Below are 17,818 nucleotides of genomic sequence, written 5' to 3'. Positions count from 1 at the left end.
ACCAATTACGGAGGCTCATGATGTCAAATCAATATTTAGATCCAAAAATAAAGTTGTTCAGTTTAAATTCGAACATACCCTTGGCACAAGAAATTGCCAAGGAAGTTGGCGTAGAATTAGGTAGATGTGCCGTGCACAGATTCAGTGACGGAGAAATTCAGATTAATATTGAAGAAAGTGTCCGCGGCTGCAATGTTTATGTGATTCAATCAACCAGCCAGCCAGTCAATGAAAATCTGATGGAATTATTAATCATGATTGATGCTTTAAAACGAGCTTCAGCAAAAACGATTAATATTGTTATGCCTTATTACGGTTATGCCCGTCAGGATCGAAAAGCCCGCTCACGAGAGCCGATTACTGCTAAGCTGGTAGCTAATTTGCTGGAAACTGCCGGGGCAACACGTGTGTTGACACTGGATTTACATGCACCGCAAATTCAAGGATTCTTTGATATTCCAATTGATCATTTAATGGGCGTACCGATTTTATCTGATTACTTTAAACAACGGGAGTTAACCGGCGATATTGTCGTTGTCTCACCGGATCATGGCGGGGTAACTCGGGCCAGAAAAATGGCAGAGCGCTTAAAAACACCAATTGCCATTATTGATAAACGCCGTCCAAGACCGAATGTCGCAGAAGTAATGAACATTGTTGGTAATATCGAAGGGAAAATTGCCATTTTGATTGATGATATCATTGATACCGCTGGAACCATCACACTGGCGGCTAACGCCCTCGTAGAGAACGGAGCGAAAGAAGTATACGCCAGCTGTACCCACCCGGTATTATCCGGCCCGGCGATTGAGCGTATCCAAAATTCAAAAATAAAAGAATTGATTGTAACCAATTCAATTGCCCTTCCGGAAGAAAAGAAGATTGCCAAGATTAAGACTCTCTCAGTTGCACCATTAATTGCTGAAGCGATCATCCGAATTCACGAAGAACAATCGGTCAGCACCTTGTTTGACTAATCAGTATCGTCCGGAAAAGGGTCTGGAGCGTGAATCGTCATTTACCTTCTTTCGTTCGTGGATAAAAAATGTTTAACCCTTCCTATTTTGGGGATATTTATAAAGAGTCTTTCGAAAAAAATAGGAAGGTGGCAAACTCATGAGTACTGTTTTACAAGCACAGGAGCGGAAGGATATGCGGCGGTCAGCATTAAAAAAAATCCGCGATAATGGCAATATTCCTGCGGTTATTTATGGAGCCAGGGTTGAAAACAAACCGGTGTTTGTTAGCTCGGCTGACTTAACAAAGACGATACGCCAGTCAGGCAGAAATGGCATTATTTCTTTAGATGTCGATGGCCATAAAGTAGATGTCATATTATCTGACTACCAAGCGGACAGTATCAATGGACAAATTATTCATATTGATTTTTTGGCCGTCGATAAAAAATCAAACATTACCGTTGATGTCAGACTTGTTTTAACGGGAGAAGCTGCCGGTGTTAAAGACGGCGGTGTTTTGCAGCAGGTGCTGCATGAACTGCCGATTACGACCACGCCGGATCAAATTCCTCCACAAATTGAAGTGGATGTGACAAACCTTCAGGTTGGTGAAACCACAACAGTTGGCGATATTCTTCACCAAGGTGATTTTACGATTAACCTCGAAGACGATACAGTCATTGCCTCGATTCTGCCGCCAAAGCAGGAAGAGGAAATTAATGCCGGTGAGCAGCAGGAAGGCGGTCATCCTGTTCATGAAGAAGGAAGAGAAACAGAGCCGCTGGGTAAAGAGTAAAACTAGAGAAACAGACGTAGCCTGGACCAGGTTACGTCTTTTATCGCATAATTTTAAAATGGGAGATAGCGATGTTTCGGAAATTATTGAAAAGACAGGTTAAAGCGGGAGAGGGAGAGAAAGAAGGACAGATGAGATTAATTGTTGGTTTGGGAAACCCGGGAAGGCAATATGAACACACAAGACATAATGTCGGCTTTGATACCATTGATGAGTTATCGAAACGCCTGAACATCCCGCTGTCGCAGTCAAAGTGGAAGGGCTTGTACGGAATCGGACAGGCATCGGGGCAAAAGGTGTTGTTGTTAAAGCCGTTGACCTTTATGAATTTGTCTGGTGAGGCGGTCAGAGCAGTGATCGATTACTATCAAATAGAGATAGAGGATTTGCTGATCATTTATGATGATCTTGATTTGCCGGTTGGGAAAATTCGGCTGCGGCAAAAAGGCAGTCCGGGCGGACATAATGGCATCAAATCGATTGTGGCCCATTTAGGGACTCAAGAATTTAACCGGATTCGGATTGGGATCGATCGACCGGAACCAGGGGTCAGTATTATTGACTATGTTTTAGGCAGATTCCGTCCGGACGAGAGCGCAGCGATCCAAGCGGCGCTAAAAAAGAGTGCGGAGGCCTGTGAGGCTTGGCTCACATTGCCTTTTTTACAGGTAATGAATCAGTACAATAAGTAATCGATACTCCCGTGCCAGCCTGTTCAAGGCACCTTCGGCTAAGCTAATAGATCATGATACAGGCCACCCGTTCATACAATAAAGAAATATAACTGGAAAAAATTCCTTGAAAACAATCAGATGTGAATAAGTTCCTCCGGCAGCGTTCATACTAGTAAAGGAATAGCAGATTAGGGAGGGACAGGTGTGGCCATTCATTATTATTGTCGTCATTGTGGCGTAAAACTTGGCTCGATTGAGCAAGTATCAGTTCATTCGGAAGTACTTGGCCTTGATAAATTAACAGAACAAGAGAGACAGGATATGGTTATATATGAACCATCCGGTGACATTCAGATAAGGGCAATTTGTGAAGACTGTCAGGAAAGCTTGGAACGAAACCCTGATTACCATCAATACGATTTCCTTATACACTAATCCGCTTTGGATCGATCTCCAAAGCATTTTTCTATTGCCATTTGTAAATGATATTTCCTTATAATCTCACAGAACTAAATAAGAAAAATGGAAAGCAGCAGATAAGAACGATTTCTGCTTGATTTGTTAAGGGAGGAGGAGAGCTCTTGCAAGGTTTAAAGTCATTTTTTCTCCATCAAGACGATGTTAGCACATGTATCGCTGGAGTCGATGGGGGATTAAAAGAACAGTTAATCGCCGGATTATCGGGGTCTTCGAGAACAGTTTTAACAGCAGCACTTTATCAACAAATAAACAGGCCGGTGCTATTCGTAACCCATAATCTATTACAGGCACAAAAACTCTATGATGATCTTGTTAATCTATTAAGTGAAAAGGAAGTATTTCTTTTTCCAGCCAATGAGTTAATTGCAGCTGAGCTTAGCATTGCCAGTCCGGAATTAAAGGCACAAAGAATCGAGGTTTTAAATTACTGGAGCAAGCAAAAACAAGGAATATGCATTGTTCCTATTGCCGGGTTGAAGAAAATCCTTCCTCCTAAAGTTTTATGGCAAAAATATCAGCTCTCTTTAAAGGTTGGCGAAGAGATTGATCCTGATCAAATCTTAAATAAGTTTGTGATGATGGGCTATAACCGTCAAGAAATGGTGTCGACACCCGGAGAATTTAGCGTTAGGGGCGGAATTATTGATATTTATCCGCTGACCGAAGCCACCCCTCTGCGGGTAGAATTATTTGATACGGAGATTGAGTCGATTCGCTATTTTTCGTTAGAAGACCAGCGTTCCAAAGAGAAAGTGTCCAAGGTATCAATCGGACCGGCAACCGAATTGCTATTGGAGCCGGAACATTACAGTCGGATTATTTCAGGACTTGAATCCGGATTAGCGGAAAGCCTTAGAAAAATCAATGATGAAAAAGCTAAAATACAGCTATCGCAGAATATCAGCTATGAAATCGAGCAATTAAAAAACAAACAAGAACCGGATCAGGTGTTCAAGTACTTATCGCTCGCCTATGAAAACCCTCATAGTTTACTAGATTATCTTCCGGGCAATGGCCTTGTTGTCATTGATGAAATCAGCCGGGTACAGGAAATGGATGATTCCCTTGTCAAGGATGAAGCGGAATGGTACACATCGCTATTAAGCGAAGGTGAAATTATTCATGACCTTCAGATATCTCATAAACTGCAGAACTTAATGCAGCAAAATGAGCATCCCATTCTTTACCTGTCACTATTTTTACGTCATGTCGCCAATACAAACCCGCAAAATATCGTTAATATTTCCTGCAAGCAAATGCAGAACTTTCATGGACAAATGCATCTGTTAAAGTCGGAAATTGACCGCTGGATCAAAGGAAATTATGCAGTTGTTTTTCTTGGCCCTGATGAGGAACGAGTGAAAAAATTAGAGCGGGTGCTCGAAGACTATGAAATTCCTGCGGTCGTTGCTGATGCTAATCAACAAATGCTGCCGGGCAAGGTTCAAATTATCAAAGCATCGTTGCAAACAGGGTTTGAATTACCGATTCAAAAGCTTGCTGTGATTACGGAACAAGAGCTGTTTAGTAAGCGGGTAAGAAAGTCTGTTAAAAATCGCCAGAAGCTTTCCAATGCTGAAAGAATAAAAAGTTATTCTGAACTTAAAGCTGGTGATTATGTTGTCCATGTCAATCATGGGATCGGAAAATATTTAGGAATTGAAACGCTTGTGATAAATGGAATTCACAAGGATTATCTTCATATTCGTTACCAGGGAACCGATAAGCTGTATGTGCCCATTGATCAAATCGATCTTGTCCAGAAATATGTCGGCTCGGAAGGAAAAGAACCCAAGGTTTATAAACTTGGCGGCAGTGACTGGAAAAAGGTAAAGAAGAAAGTCCAATCATCCGTTGAAGATATTGCTGATGATTTAATTAAGTTGTATGCCGAACGGGAAGCAGCCGTCGGGTTTGCCTTTTCACCTGATGGAGATTTGCAGCGGGAATTTGAGGCCTCGTTTGCCTACCAGGAAACGGAAGATCAATTGCGTTCGATTCAGGAGATTAAGAAGGATATGGAACGGCCGCGGCCGATGGATCGGCTGTTATGCGGTGATGTCGGTTATGGAAAAACGGAGGTGGCCATTAGAGCAGCCTTTAAGGCGATCACCGATGGCAAGCAGGTTGCCTTTCTGGTACCAACAACCATTTTGGCGCAGCAGCATTATGAGACACTGCGGGAGCGATTCCAGGACTATCCGATTAATATCGGCATTTTAAGCCGTTTTCGTTCAAAAAAGCAGCAAACGGAAACAATCAAAGGGTTGAAGGCCGGCTCGATAGATATCGTGATCGGAACCCACCGCCTGCTTTCAAAGGATATCACTTATCACGATTTGGGGCTTTTGATTATTGACGAGGAGCAGCGGTTCGGAGTTTCCCATAAGGAAAAAATTAAACGGCTAAAAACAAATGTTGATGTACTGACACTGACAGCTACCCCAATTCCAAGGACTCTTCATATGTCGATGCTAGGGGTTCGCGACCTTTCGGTAATTGAAACACCGCCGGAGAATCGTTTCCCTGTGCAGACATATGTGATGGAATACAATGGTTCGCTTGTCAAAGAGGCGATTGAACGCGAGCTTGCCCGCGACGGACAAGTCTACTTTTTATATAACAGAGTAGAGGATATTGAACGTAAGACGGAGGAAATTTCCATGCTGGTCCCTGATGCACGGGTGGCCTTTGCCCATGGACAGATGACAGAAAATGAATTGGAGTCGGTGATGTTAGGTTTTCTTGCCGGCGATTTTGATGTGCTCGTCAGCACCACGATTATTGAAACAGGTGTCGATATTCCTAATGTCAATACGTTAATTGTTTATGATGCTGATCGCATGGGGCTTTCGACACTTTATCAGCTGCGCGGCCGCGTCGGCAGATCGAATCGTGTCGCTTATGCCTATTTTACCTATCGAAAAGATAAAGTGTTGACAGAGGTTGCCGAGAAGCGTCTGCAGACGATTAAGGAATTTACTGAACTCGGCTCCGGCTTTAAAATTGCGATGCGCGATTTATCGATCAGAGGTGCGGGAAATCTATTGGGCGCGCAGCAGCATGGTTTTATTGATTCTGTCGGCTTCGATCTGTATTCGCAGATGTTGAAAGAAGCGATTGAGGAGCGCAAGGCTGAGCTTGGGGAAGAACATGTGGAAGTCAAGCGATCAGTAGAAATTGATCTGGAGATCGATGCCTATATTCCAGATGCTTATATCCAAGATGGACACCAAAAGATTGAAATGTATAAGCGCTTCAGGGGCATCGAAACGCTTCAGGATGTTGAAGAACTGGAAGCGGAAATGTTAGACCGCTTTGGAGAATATCCGGCCGAAGTTTCGTATCTGTTCCAAATTGCCGAAATGAAAGTTTTTGCCATTCAAAATGGAGTCGAGCAAATTAAGCAGTTGAAACAAGAAGTAACCATTTTATTAACCGAAGAAATCACGAACACGTTGGATGGAAGCAAGCTATTCCATATTGGCAGCCGCTTTGGCAGGTCAGTAATTCCAGGCATGGAAGGAAAAAGGCTCAAAATTATTGTCAATACCAAGGAATATAAAACGGAGCAATGGCTTCATATCGTGTTTGAAATGATTAAAGGGTTACCGTTAGCCAAGAAGGAACAGGAAAACCCAGTTTAAGAATGTAATCCAGAAATTGGACAATGATCATCAATGTTGCTTTTGCTTAACGCTGAAAAGGGAATATTTCCTCCGTCTGTTTAAAAATAGTGAATAGAACTTTCCAGTTGAAAGATACTAAGTTCAAAGTTGGCGAATAGAAAAGCGGCAGCGCCTTGGCGCTGCAGCTAGACAGTTACATAGTTTCTCGCCAAGTTGAAAAATCATCAGATGAAAGTGAGGCAACATTGGATGAAAGCAACTGGAATAGTTCGTCGAATTGATGATTTAGGTCGAGTCGTGATCCCAAAAGAAATACGTAGAACTTTGCGTATCCGTGAAGGGGACCCGTTAGAGATCTTTGTTGATCGCGATGGGGAGGTCATTTTAAAGAAGTATTCACCAATCAGCGAATTAAGCGATTTTGCCAAAGAGTATGCAGAAGCCCTATTTGACAGCCTCGGTAATCCTGTATTGATTTGTGATCGCGATGCCTTTATCGCAGTAGCGGGCAGCTCTAAAAAAGATTATTTAAATAAAAATATAGGTGCATTAGTGGAAAAAGTGATGGAGGAACGCAATTCCGTTCTCGTAACACAGCAGAGTGATATCGCCTTGATTGAAGGGAATGAAGAGCCGATTTCATCATATACAATTGGGCCGATTATTGCAAACGGCGATCCGATTGGAGCAGTAGTGATTTTCACAAAAGAAGGAACGCTGGGTGAGGTTGAACAAAAGGCGGTTGAGACCGCCGCGGGATTCTTAGCAAGACAAATGGAACAGTAGAATAGAAAAGCGGAAGCGCCTGTCCATCGCCGTACAAACTGGAGGGGCTTCGACTGAGATAAAGGAAACACGATGAACGAAGTAAATCGATGTTGACTTATCGTAGGGAGGAGACCTGAAGTTTGCTAGGTGATAGGAGCTGGAGCTGGACAAAAAAGGCAGCAGTAGCTGCCCTTTTTTTTCTGCCCCTAAATCCCAACTATGCTATAATACTACATTGGAGTTCAAAAATGGCAGGTGAGCCAATGAAGCAGACTTCTTCATCGCAGACTTTAGTTAAAGGAACCTTTATTTTAACCATTGCGGCCGTCGTTACGAAGATTTTAAGTGCCGTCTATCGGGTTCCTTTTCAAAATATTGTCGGTGATATCGGCTTTTACATATATCAACAAGTTTATCCGTTTTACGGCATTGCCGTTGTCCTTTCGACGACCGGGTTTCCAGTAGTCATATCAAAGCTTTTTACCGAACAACAGGAAAATGGGAATGAGGAAAAATCCCGCTTTCTCTTGCTTGTATCCTATTTTTCGTTACAGTTTTTTGGCCTCGTTTGTTTTCTTAGTCTTTATTTGGGAGCAGATAAAATTGCCATATGGATGAATGACGGTGAACTGGCAAGTTTAATCAAGGTCGTCTCGATTGTGTTTTTAACCTTTCCGCTTGTTTCCGTGTTACGCGGTTATTTTCAAGCCAGGGGGGACATGGTACCAACCGCCTTATCACAGGTAGGTGAGCAGACAGTACGAATTGTAACGATTCTTTGTTTAGCCAGTCTGTTTATTCATAAAGGCTTTTCCTTATATCTGGTGGGCAGTGGTGCGATGGTTGGGTCCATTACCGGCAGTATCATTTCCGCAATTATCTTGTTTATGTTTATTTGGAAACGTAAAGAATGGAAACGAATTGTTCCTGAAAAAGTAAACTTGCACAGCTATTATCTTGAGATAAAGGAAATTGTTAAAGCTCTGACCGTGCAGGGGTTTTTGGTCTGCATTAGCGGCCTGCTGCTGATTATGATACAGCTGGTAGATGCTCTAAATCTTTATTCATTACTGACTGCAAGCGGTATCGAACAGTCAATGGCGAAAGGCCTGAAAGGGATTTTTGATCGCGGGCAGCCGTTAATTCAATTAGGAACTGTCGCCGCAACATCGATGTCACTAGCGATTGTCCCATTGATGACAAGGGAAAGACTAGCAGATCATACAGCCAGCTTGCATGATAAAATACGGCTTGCTGTAAAGTTAAGTATCGTCATTGGGGCAGGAGCCTCCTTTGGCTTATGGGCGATCATCAAACCAACCAATATCATGTTGTTTGAAAACGAATTTGGCTCGGACATACTGGGAATTCTTAGTTTTGTCATCTTGTTTACTTCGGTCATACTAACGGTGATTGCGATCATGCAAGGATTAGGCAGCCTGCTATTTCCCGCTGTTGCTGTTGCTTGTGTATTTCCGCTTAAATATTTTCTGAATATCTTACTCATACCTATATACGGAACCATGGGTGCGGCTGTTTCATCGTTAATCACACTTGGATTGATTAGTCTTGTTTTTATCTTAAGGCTGAAGCAGATGGTCGGCCTATCTCTGCTGCCATTCCGGTTGTTATTGATCGTTGCTGCGGCAACATTTGCGATGCTTGTTTTTTTAAAGGCCTTCTTATTTGTTACCGGGGTCATCTTTAGTACACACCATATTGGACGGGCAGGGGCGGCCTTGGAGGCGTTAGGAGCTGTAATTGGCGGCGGATTTACTTATTTATGGGTGATTATGAGGGGAAATGTGTTTCTGAAGGATGAGCTTGTCTTATTTCCATTTGGCAGCAGGCTCATGTACTTAATGTCACGAAAGGATTAAAAAATCATGATGAAAAAAATTGAAATCATCGGTCTCGGGGCTGGAGAGATCGACCAGTTGCCGCTGGGCGTGTATCGCAAATTAATCAAAGCAGAGCATCTGTTTTTACGGACAAAGGAACATCCGGTTGTTGCCGAACTGGAACAGGAGGGGTTAAACTATACCTCCTTTGATTCAGTCTATGAAAAGCATGCCCAATTTGCCGAAGTGTATCAGGAAATTGTCCAGATATTGCTGAAGGAGGCGGAAACGGCTGATCTTGTTTATGTGGTTCCAGGGCACCCGCTTGTGGCCGAGCAAACGGTTCAGCTTTTGCTGACGGCTGGCCCGAAACAGGGGATTGAAGTAACCATTGGCGGCGGGCAAAGTTTTATCGATCCTTTATTGGCTGCATTAAAGATTGATCCGGTAGAAGGGTTTCAACTGCTTGATGGAACCTCACTTCACTCCGGTCAGCTGCAAATCGACCAACATATCATCATCACCCAGGTGTACGATCCATTTTCTGCCTCCAATGTTAAGTTAACCTTAATGGAAAAATTGCCGGATGATTACGAAGTCGTGATTGTAACTGCGGCGGGCAGTCAGGATGAAGTCCTGACCAAAGTGCCGCTCTATGAATTGGATCGCCATGTATCACTTAATAATTTGACTTCAGTATATGTCCCGCCTGTAACAAATGATCAGATTTTGTGGAAGACATTTACGAGGCTTTGCCAGATTATTGCCGACTTAAGGGGTCCCGAAGGTTGTCCGTGGGATAAGGAGCAAACCCATGAATCATTAAAAAAATACTTGATTGAAGAAACTTTTGAGGTGATCGAAGCGATTGACAGCGGTGATATTGATCATTTGATTGAAGAACTCGGTGATGTCCTGCTCCAGGTGATGCTTCATGCCCAAATTGGCAGTGATGAAGGGTATTTTACTATTGATGATGTCATTGAAGGTCTGTCAGCAAAAATGGTCCGCAGACACCCACATGTATTTGGTACCGGGTCGGCGGCAAATGCTGAAGAGGTTGTGAGAAATTGGCAACAGATTAAGAAGCAGGAAAAAGGTGAAGTAAAACCGGCTTCGATTTTAGAGGGCGTTTCCTATTCGTTGCCTAATCTCTTGCGTGCTTATGAACTGCAGAAAAAGGCTGCAAAGGTTGGTTTCGATTGGAAGGAAATTACCCCCGCCCTGGAGAAAGTAAAAGAGGAGCTTGAGGAATTTTCCGCAGAGCTGGATGGAACGGATGAAGGTCTTGACCGGGCAAAGCAGGAATTCGGGGATGTGCTGTTTGCCATTGTGAATGTAGCCAGGTTTTTAAAGATTAATCCGGAGGAGGCTTTATTTGCCACCAATGAAAAGTTCATCCGCCGGTTCCGCTATATTGAGCAAAAGGTGCAGGCAAGCGGCAGGGATTTTGCGGATTATTCGCTTGAGGAACTGGATCGGTATTGGGAGGAAGCGAAGGCAAAGGGTCTATAAAGTGAAACTTCCATCAGTGGGGGTCTTACTGCCTGTTAAGGCGGGATAAATAAGGAGGAGCAATATTTATGCGATTGGATAAGTTTTTAAAAGTATCGCGGTTAATTAAGCGCAGGACTTTAGCGAAAGAAGTATCGGATCAAGGCAGAATTGAGATTAATGGCAAGGAAGCCAAGGCCAGTTCGACGGTTAAGGTTGGTGATGAATTAACCCTAAGGCTTGGGCAAAGGAAATTGACGGTAAGAATTGAGCGGATTCAAGAGACAACCCGGAAAGAAGAAGCAGCCGAAATGTATACGATTTTGCAAGAAGAAAGGGTTCGACCGACAGATAACCCGGTCGACTAATCCGGTTCTAATTTTTCATTTTTCACATAAAAATGTACAGAATGGTTGTACAAATGATTGTGAGGGATGAAAAATGAGCCAATTATATGAGCCAAATACAGCAAAAGACAGTATTCAGGATCATGATGTGATCATGAGAGGAAGAAAGCTTCTTGATATTACAGGCGTCAAACAAGTGGAGAGCTTTGATAATGAAGAGTTTCTGCTAGAAACCGTGATGGGGTTTTTGGCGATTAAAGGGCAAAATTTGCAAATGAAAAATTTGGATGTGGAAAAAGGGATTGTGTCGATCAAAGGTAAAATTTATGACTTGGTGTACCTTGATGAGCACCATGGGGAGAAAGCTAAGGGATTCTTTAGCAAGTTATTCCGATGACACTTTCGACGCAATTTTTAACAATGGTTTCGATGATTGGCATGGGGTCGTTGTTTGGTGCTATGTTTGACACGTATCAGCGCTTTTTAAAACGACCGAAACGTAAAGCTTGGATTGTGTTTATCAATGATTTATTATTTTGGGCGATCCAGGCATTACTGATCTTTTATATTTTATTTCTTGTTAATAAAGGAGAAATCCGGTTCTATATTTTTCTTGCCCTTATTTGCGGATTTGCTGCCTACCAGAGCTTGTTACAAGGCATCTATCTGCGCTTGCTCGAAGGGGTTATCCAAATCTTCATTTACACTTACCGATTTATTAAAAAGTCCCTCCAGCTTCTCATTTATAAACCGGTCGTTGGTTTGATTCAGCTAATTTCGGTGATTGTTTTGGCATTTGGCAAGGGGCTGTGGACCCTTGTCAAATTCATTTTCCAAGCATTTCAATTTATCATGAAGATCATCCTGGGAATTTTGGAAAAAATATTTTTGATATTATGGGGACTTTTGCCGAAAGGTCTTAAAAATTCAGTCGAGAAGTTATATAATAGAATAGCAGGAAATTCCAAGAAAATAACGAATTATATGATTAACTGGTTAAGTAAATGGAAGAAGAGAAAAGAGTAAGGAAGGGTAAGGAAAATGGGAGCGGAAAGACGAAGGAATGTTTCCAAGATTCAGACAACGTATCTCAAGCAGCAGGAATATGCAGAAATTGCCTCAGCCAGGAAAAAGAAGCTGTTAATCAGACGGCTTTCGTTATTTTTTGTTTTGGCCAGTGTTATTTCTTATTTAATGATTTCCAGTGTTCTTTCCCAATCCGCAAAAATAGAAGCGAAAACTGCTGAAAAGCAAAAGCTGGAACAGAAGTTATCACAGTTGAAGAAGAAAGAAAGTATTCTGAAAGAGGACATCGTGAAACTCCATGATAAGGATTATATTGGGAAGCTGGCAAGAAAAGAATACTTTTTCTCGGAAAAGAATGAAATTATCTTTAATATTCCGGAAGAGGATAAGGAAAAATGAACCAAAGCTTAAGCTTATTGACACTTAATTTTTCCTTTCTGTATAATATAAAGTAAGTATGATTTTTTAAATTTTTAAGGAGGAACATTTTTTTTATGTCAATCGAAGTAGGCAGCAAGTTACAGGGAAAGGTAACAGGGATTACAAATTTCGGAGCGTTTGTGGAGCTGCCGGATGGATCAACAGGACTCGTACACATTAGCGAGGTTGCTGACAATTATGTAAAGGATATCAATGATCATTTGAAAGTTGGTGACCAAGTAGAGGTCAAAGTCCTGAATGTTGAAAAGGATGGGAAAATTGGCCTGTCCATTAAGAAGGCCAAGGATCGCCCAGAGCCTAAGGAAAGGAACTCCCATTCGCAACGTCCTCGTCATGGTAAGGCCAATGACCGCGGCGGCAATAGAACAGAAACCTTTGAAGCAAAAATGGCGCGCTTTTTAAAAGACAGTGAAGACCGCCTATCTTCGCTAAAGCGACATACAGAGTCAAAACGTGGCGGAAGAGGAGCCAGACGAGGTTAATATACTTGCTGCTAACTTTTAAGCGAATATAGCAGAATGACAAGACGGGTCACTGACGACCTGTCTTTTTTTTGCCTAGCTGCTCAGGCCAGACTATGCCAGTTGAAATTTGTACGGAGAAAAAGCGTTTGCTTAAACAAGCGAACCCTAAATCACAAATTTGGCCTCGTTTTGAATGATTATGAGTGAATATAGTAGAAACAGTCGAACAAATTTGGGGATTCCGTTCATAATTTTGACAAACTTTTAAATCTAGCAATTTTATAATAGGGGACAACTAGAAAATAGCAGGGGAGTGGTTCCATGGGAAAGGTAGAACAAGAGTTAATAGAGTCGCCCGGGGAAGTTAATTTTCAGACAACAGAAATGGCTTTTCAGAAGATAATGAGGAAAATACAATTTCAGCTGGAATCCTTTTTTATCAGAAAAGGGATTCTGCTCTTAATGATCGGATTTTTACTTGGGCGCGCGCTAATTCTGGCGAAATTGACCCCATTTAGTCTACCTTTTTTCGCATCTGTCTATGTCATTAAAAAGGATCGGGCACCACTTGCCCTTATAGGATTAATCACTGGCGCGGCAACTCTTTCATTAGCCAACGCCGCTTTTACCTTTACAATCACCATTTTCTTTTTGATTGTCTTCCGAATCAGCCAAAAATGGCTTAAGAATGAAATGAAGGCACTGCCTTTCTATGTTGCCGCCATTCTCGGTGTTGGAAAATGGGCAGAGTCCTTTATCCTTTTCCATCAATTAACAATCTATAATGGCATGATGGTGGGGGTTCAAGCGTGTCTGGCGTTTATTTTAACTTTAATCTTTTTACAAAGCATCCCGTTATTCACTTTATATAAAAGACGCCAGCTGTTAAAGACGGAAGAAATCGTTTGCTTAATTATCATGCTGGCATCGATTATGACCGGCACCATCGGCTGGAAGCTTTACGATCTATCGATTGAACATATTTTGGCCCGCTACTTGGTGATGATCTTTGCTTTCATTGCCGGTGCCACAGTCGGCTCAACAGTTGGCGTCGTGACCGGGCTGATTTTTACCCTTGCCAGCATTTCCAGTTTCTATCACATGAGCTTGTTAGCATTCACCGGGGTGCTGGGTGGCTTGTTAAAGGAAGGGAAAAAAGTGGGCGTTTCATTTGGATTACTCATTGCTACGTTGTTAATCGGAATGTACGGCGAAGGTGGCGGGTCGGTAAAACTGATGCTGCTAGAATCGGCTGCCGCAATTGGATTATTTCTACTGACTCCTAGGGCATTGACGTCAAGACTGGCAAAATATATTCCCGGGACTCCGGAATATACAGCTGAACAGCAAAAATACATGCGGAAAATGCGCGATGTGACCGCGCATCGGGTTTCGCAATTCTCCAGTGTCTTTGATGCCTTGTCGAAGAGCTTTTCACAAATGGAGCTTCTCTCAAAGGAAGATGAAGGCCAGCGGGAGCTTGATTATTTCATGGGCAATGTCACCGCAAAGACCTGTCAAAACTGCTTTAAGAAGGAGCAGTGCTGGGCGAAGAACTTTGCTACAACATATACTGCGATGGAGGAAGTTATTCATGAAATGGATCAAAATGACGGCAGTATCTCCTTAAGGGTGTCAAGGGAATGGGAAAAGCTTTGTTCCCGTCCGAAAAAGGTCTATGACACGATCAGTCAGGAATTAACTTTTTTTCAAGCCAGTAAAAAGCTAAAGCGAAAAGTTCATGAAAGCCGGAAACTGGTTGCCGATCAGTTAATGGGCGTTTCTGAAGTGATGGATAATTTTGCAAAAGAAATTCAACGGGAACGGGAAAATTATTATAAGCAGGAAGAGCAAATCATTGAGGCGATTCAGGGGTTTGGCATCCATATTGAGCAGGTGGAAATCTATAGCTTGGAACCGGGTAATATTGACATTGAAATGGCTGTGCCATTCTGCAATGGCCACGGTGAATGTGAAAAGTTAATTGCTCCGATGCTGACGGATATTCTGGGGGAAACAATCGTCGTGAAAAAGGAGGAATGTGCCAGCCATTCCGGTGGTTTTTGTCAGACCACTTTTAGGTCCTCCAAGGCATTTGTTGTTGAAACAGGTTTTGCCCATGCGGCCAAGGACGGCGGGTTAATTTCAGGTGACAGCTATTCGACAATTGAACTCGGGTTTGGAAAATATGCGCTAGCAATCAGCGATGGCATGGGAAATGGCGAGCGTGCTCATTACGAAAGTAAAGAAACCCTCCAGCTGCTGCAAAAAATTCTGCAATCAGGGATTGAGGAAAAGGTAGCCATTAAATCGGTCAACTCGATCCTCTCGCTTAGAACCACGGATGAAATCTTCTCGACATTGGACTTGGCCATGATTGATTTACAAACCGCTGCAGCCAAGTTTTTGAAGATTGGCTCCACCCCGAGTTTTATTAAACGAGGCCATAAAATAATAAAAATCCAAGCCAGCAATTTACCAATGGGGATTCTTCAGGAGTTTGAAGTAGATGTTGTCGCTGAGCAGTTAAAGGCTGGCGATTTGTTAATCATGATGAGTGACGGGGTCTTTGAGGGACCAAAACATGTGGAAAATTATGATGTATGGATGAAACGGAAGCTGCTCGAATTGGAAACCGATGATCCGCAAGAGGTGGCTGATTTGATTTTAGAGGAAGTGATTCGCTCCAGGGCGGATATGATTGATGATGATATGACGGTGGCAGTAGCGAAAATTAAGCACAATACACCGAAGTGGGCCTCCATTCCGGTTCAGAAGCTTAGGCGTCAGGCATAACTGCTTTATTTTATCCAGCTCTGTCAATAAATATGTATAAATAACCTTTTCCCCGTCGAAAATGATAGCAACTCAAGTTGTGGAGGGAGTAGGTTATGTACACAGGTAAAATCCGTCAGATTCTATTAATTACAGATGGCTGCTCAAATCAAGGCGAGGACCCGATTGCCATGGCTGCACTCGCCAAGGAACAGGGTCTGACCGTTAATGTGATCGGAGTAATGGAGCACGACGTCATTGATGAAAAAGGAATAACCGAAATTGAAGGGATTGCCGCCTCAGGCGGCGGGGTGAGCCAGATCGTCTATGCGAAACAGCTTTCGCAAACGGTTCAGATGGTCACCCGAAAAGCAATGAATCAAACAATCCAAGGGGTTGTCAATCGCGAACTGCAGCAAATTTTAGGGCGTTCCCAATCAATGGAAGACCTTCCTCCGGAGAAACGTGGTGAAGTGATGGAGGTTGTCGATGAATTAGGGGAAACTGTCGATTTAGAAGTGTTGATTCTTGTCGATACAAGCGCAAGTATGAAGCAGAAGCTGGAGACAGTAAAAGAGGCTCTGCTTGACCTTTCCTTAAGCTTAACGGCAAGAACAGGGAATAACCAATTTTCCGTCTATGTATTTCCCGGGAAAAATAGTTATGTCGAAAAATTGCTCGATTGGACTCCAAAACTACAAAGTTTGGCAACCATTTTTTCACAACTGTCAACCGGGGGCATTACACCTACGGGACCAGCGATCAGAACTGCCCTTTCCTCGTTTAACCAAAAACGTTCAATAAGGAGCCTGCTGTCAAATGATGATGAATCATTCTTTGAAGAGTCAGTGTAAGGTTCGCTCTGGTACGGTTATAACAGGGAAATGGCATGGCAATCAGTATACGGTTATAAAGGAACTGGGATTTGGCGCAAACGGAGTGGTCTACCTTGCCAGTTTTAAGGGAGCGCAGGTAGCGTTGAAAATGAGTGATAATGATATGTCAATCACCTCTGAGGTTAATGTGTTAAAATCCTTTGCAAAGGTCCAGGGGCCATACTCCCTTGGGCCTTCTTTGCTTGATGTCGATGATTGGACAAGCAGCCAGGGAAGGATTTCTTTTTATGTAATGGAATATATCCACGGCCCCAATCTGCTGTCTTTTTTAGAACAAAAAGGGAAGGCCTGGATGCCTGTTCTCTTTCTTCAGTTATTAAATAATTTAGCTGAACTTCACGAAAAGGGTTGGGTGTTCGGTGACTTAAAACCGGAGAATTTAATTATTTCCGGACCGCCGCCCAAAATCAGGTGTATCGATGTTGGCGGTACAACAATCCAGGGCCGGTCGATCAAGGAATTTACGGAGTTTTATGACCGGGGCTATTGGGGACTGGGCTCGCGAAAAGCTGAGATAACCTATGATTTATTTGCCGTGGCGATGATGATGATAAACTCAGCCTATCCAAAAAGATTTAATAAAACAACTGGCGGAATCTCCCAACTCCGAGAGGCACTCCGGCAACGGCCGGAACTTAAAATGTATGAATCGGTCATCATAAAGGCGTTGCAGGGCCACTATCGGAGCGCCGGGCAGATGCGAACAGACCTGTTGGAATGTATCAGCGATCAGCCCAATAGAGAAAATGTTAATAGCAAAACAGGGCGGCGAAGAGGAAACAGTGTCGCTGGAATCAAACAATCAGCCCCGACGTCTCCAGATTCTAAACCAATGACGAGGAAACAATATCGCAGAAAACAGAAAAAACACAATTGGCTGGAATTTTTTCTGATTATGGTAGTTGTAGCGACTTTCTATGCCTTGTATATTGTACTAAAATTACAATAATAAGTGAAACTTCTTTTGAAGTTAATCGTATTAAAGGAATCAATGAGTTTTAAGGGACAATCTTTTGATAGAGAGAACGTATGAGTAAAATTAATGTGGGCAAAATTTAACCCCTTCATTTGGTGAGGGATTGTCAGATCGCTCACCAAATGAAGGGGCCACCAAGCGAACGCGCGGTAGTGTTCTAAGCTAAATACATGAAAAAGAGGGCTACTCCTTGGTAGAATCATAGTCGACCAAACCCAATCCAAAGGAGGAAGCCCTCATGCAAAAGAATAG

General features: G+C 42.8%; 16 protein-coding genes. All 16 read left to right on the top strand.

Features of this window, described 5'->3' with window-relative positions:
- Positions 1–20 precede the first annotated feature (20 nt).
- A complete protein-coding gene (locus JK635_RS18735) occupies positions 21–977 on the top strand; it encodes a ribose-phosphate diphosphokinase (RefSeq protein WP_202655493.1) in 957 nt (318 codons plus the stop codon).
- A gap of 139 nt (positions 978–1,116) precedes the next feature.
- Positions 1,117–1,755, top strand: coding sequence for a 50S ribosomal protein L25/general stress protein Ctc (locus JK635_RS18730; protein WP_202655469.1), 639 nt, complete (start codon positions 1,117–1,119; stop codon positions 1,753–1,755).
- A gap of 131 nt (positions 1,756–1,886) precedes the next feature.
- Positions 1,887–2,447, top strand: coding sequence for an aminoacyl-tRNA hydrolase (pth, locus tag JK635_RS18725; RefSeq protein WP_202655492.1), 561 nt, complete (start codon positions 1,887–1,889; stop codon positions 2,445–2,447).
- Positions 2,448–2,633: 186 nt separating this feature from the next.
- Positions 2,634–2,864: an anti-sigma-F factor Fin gene (gene fin, locus JK635_RS18720; RefSeq protein WP_202655468.1), complete on the top strand. Its 231-nt coding sequence runs from the start codon at positions 2,634–2,636 to the stop codon at positions 2,862–2,864.
- A gap of 146 nt (positions 2,865–3,010) precedes the next feature.
- The gene (mfd, locus tag JK635_RS18715; RefSeq protein ID WP_202655467.1) at positions 3,011–6,556 is read left to right on the top strand and encodes a transcription-repair coupling factor; all 3,546 of its coding nucleotides are present in this window, start codon (positions 3,011–3,013) and stop codon (positions 6,554–6,556) included.
- Between the two features lie 231 nt (positions 6,557–6,787).
- A complete protein-coding gene (spoVT, locus tag JK635_RS18710) occupies positions 6,788–7,324 on the top strand; it encodes a stage V sporulation protein T (protein WP_202655466.1) in 537 nt (178 codons plus the stop codon).
- 230 nt (positions 7,325–7,554) lie between these two features.
- Complete coding sequence (locus tag JK635_RS18705; RefSeq protein WP_235888216.1) at positions 7,555–9,186, top strand: putative polysaccharide biosynthesis protein; 1,632 nt, start codon at positions 7,555–7,557, stop codon at positions 9,184–9,186.
- A gap of 6 nt (positions 9,187–9,192) precedes the next feature.
- A complete protein-coding gene (gene yabN / locus JK635_RS18700; RefSeq protein WP_202655465.1) occupies positions 9,193–10,662 on the top strand; it encodes a bifunctional methyltransferase/pyrophosphohydrolase YabN in 1,470 nt (489 codons plus the stop codon).
- Between the two features lie 68 nt (positions 10,663–10,730).
- Positions 10,731–11,009 carry an RNA-binding S4 domain-containing protein gene (locus JK635_RS18695; protein ID WP_202655464.1) on the top strand — a complete coding sequence of 93 codons (279 nt, stop codon included), beginning with the start codon at positions 10,731–10,733 and terminating at the stop codon, positions 11,007–11,009.
- A 73-nt stretch (positions 11,010–11,082) separates the two neighbouring features.
- Positions 11,083–11,385, top strand: a complete 303-nt coding sequence (yabP, locus tag JK635_RS18690) for a sporulation protein YabP (protein WP_202655463.1) — start codon at positions 11,083–11,085, stop codon at positions 11,383–11,385.
- Positions 11,382–12,014, top strand: a complete 633-nt coding sequence (gene yabQ, locus JK635_RS18685; RefSeq protein WP_202655462.1) for a spore cortex biosynthesis protein YabQ — start codon at positions 11,382–11,384, stop codon at positions 12,012–12,014. The genes yabP and yabQ overlap by 4 nt, the downstream gene beginning before the upstream one ends.
- A gap of 15 nt (positions 12,015–12,029) precedes the next feature.
- Complete coding sequence (locus tag JK635_RS18680; RefSeq protein WP_202655461.1) at positions 12,030–12,413, top strand: FtsB family cell division protein; 384 nt, start codon at positions 12,030–12,032, stop codon at positions 12,411–12,413.
- Positions 12,414–12,508: 95 nt separating this feature from the next.
- Complete coding sequence (locus JK635_RS18675) at positions 12,509–12,937, top strand: S1 domain-containing RNA-binding protein (RefSeq protein ID WP_202655460.1); 429 nt, start codon at positions 12,509–12,511, stop codon at positions 12,935–12,937.
- Positions 12,938–13,240: 303 nt separating this feature from the next.
- Positions 13,241–15,715 carry a stage II sporulation protein E gene (spoIIE, locus tag JK635_RS18670; protein WP_202655459.1) on the top strand — a complete coding sequence of 825 codons (2,475 nt, stop codon included), beginning with the start codon at positions 13,241–13,243 and terminating at the stop codon, positions 15,713–15,715.
- A 95-nt stretch (positions 15,716–15,810) separates the two neighbouring features.
- Positions 15,811–16,548, top strand: coding sequence for a vWA domain-containing protein (locus JK635_RS18665; protein WP_202655458.1), 738 nt, complete (start codon positions 15,811–15,813; stop codon positions 16,546–16,548).
- Positions 16,517–17,539: a serine/threonine protein kinase PrkT gene (prkT, locus tag JK635_RS18660; protein WP_202655490.1), complete on the top strand. Its 1,023-nt coding sequence runs from the start codon at positions 16,517–16,519 to the stop codon at positions 17,537–17,539. The genes JK635_RS18665 and prkT overlap by 32 nt, the downstream gene beginning before the upstream one ends.
- The last annotated feature ends 279 nt before the right edge of the window (positions 17,540–17,818 follow it).

Source organism: Neobacillus paridis (genome assembly GCF_016765675.1).
In the GTDB taxonomy this organism is placed as follows: Bacteria; Bacillota; Bacilli; order Bacillales; family Cytobacillaceae; genus Neobacillus; species Neobacillus paridis.
This window is presented reverse-complemented; position numbering and strand designations above follow the sequence as displayed.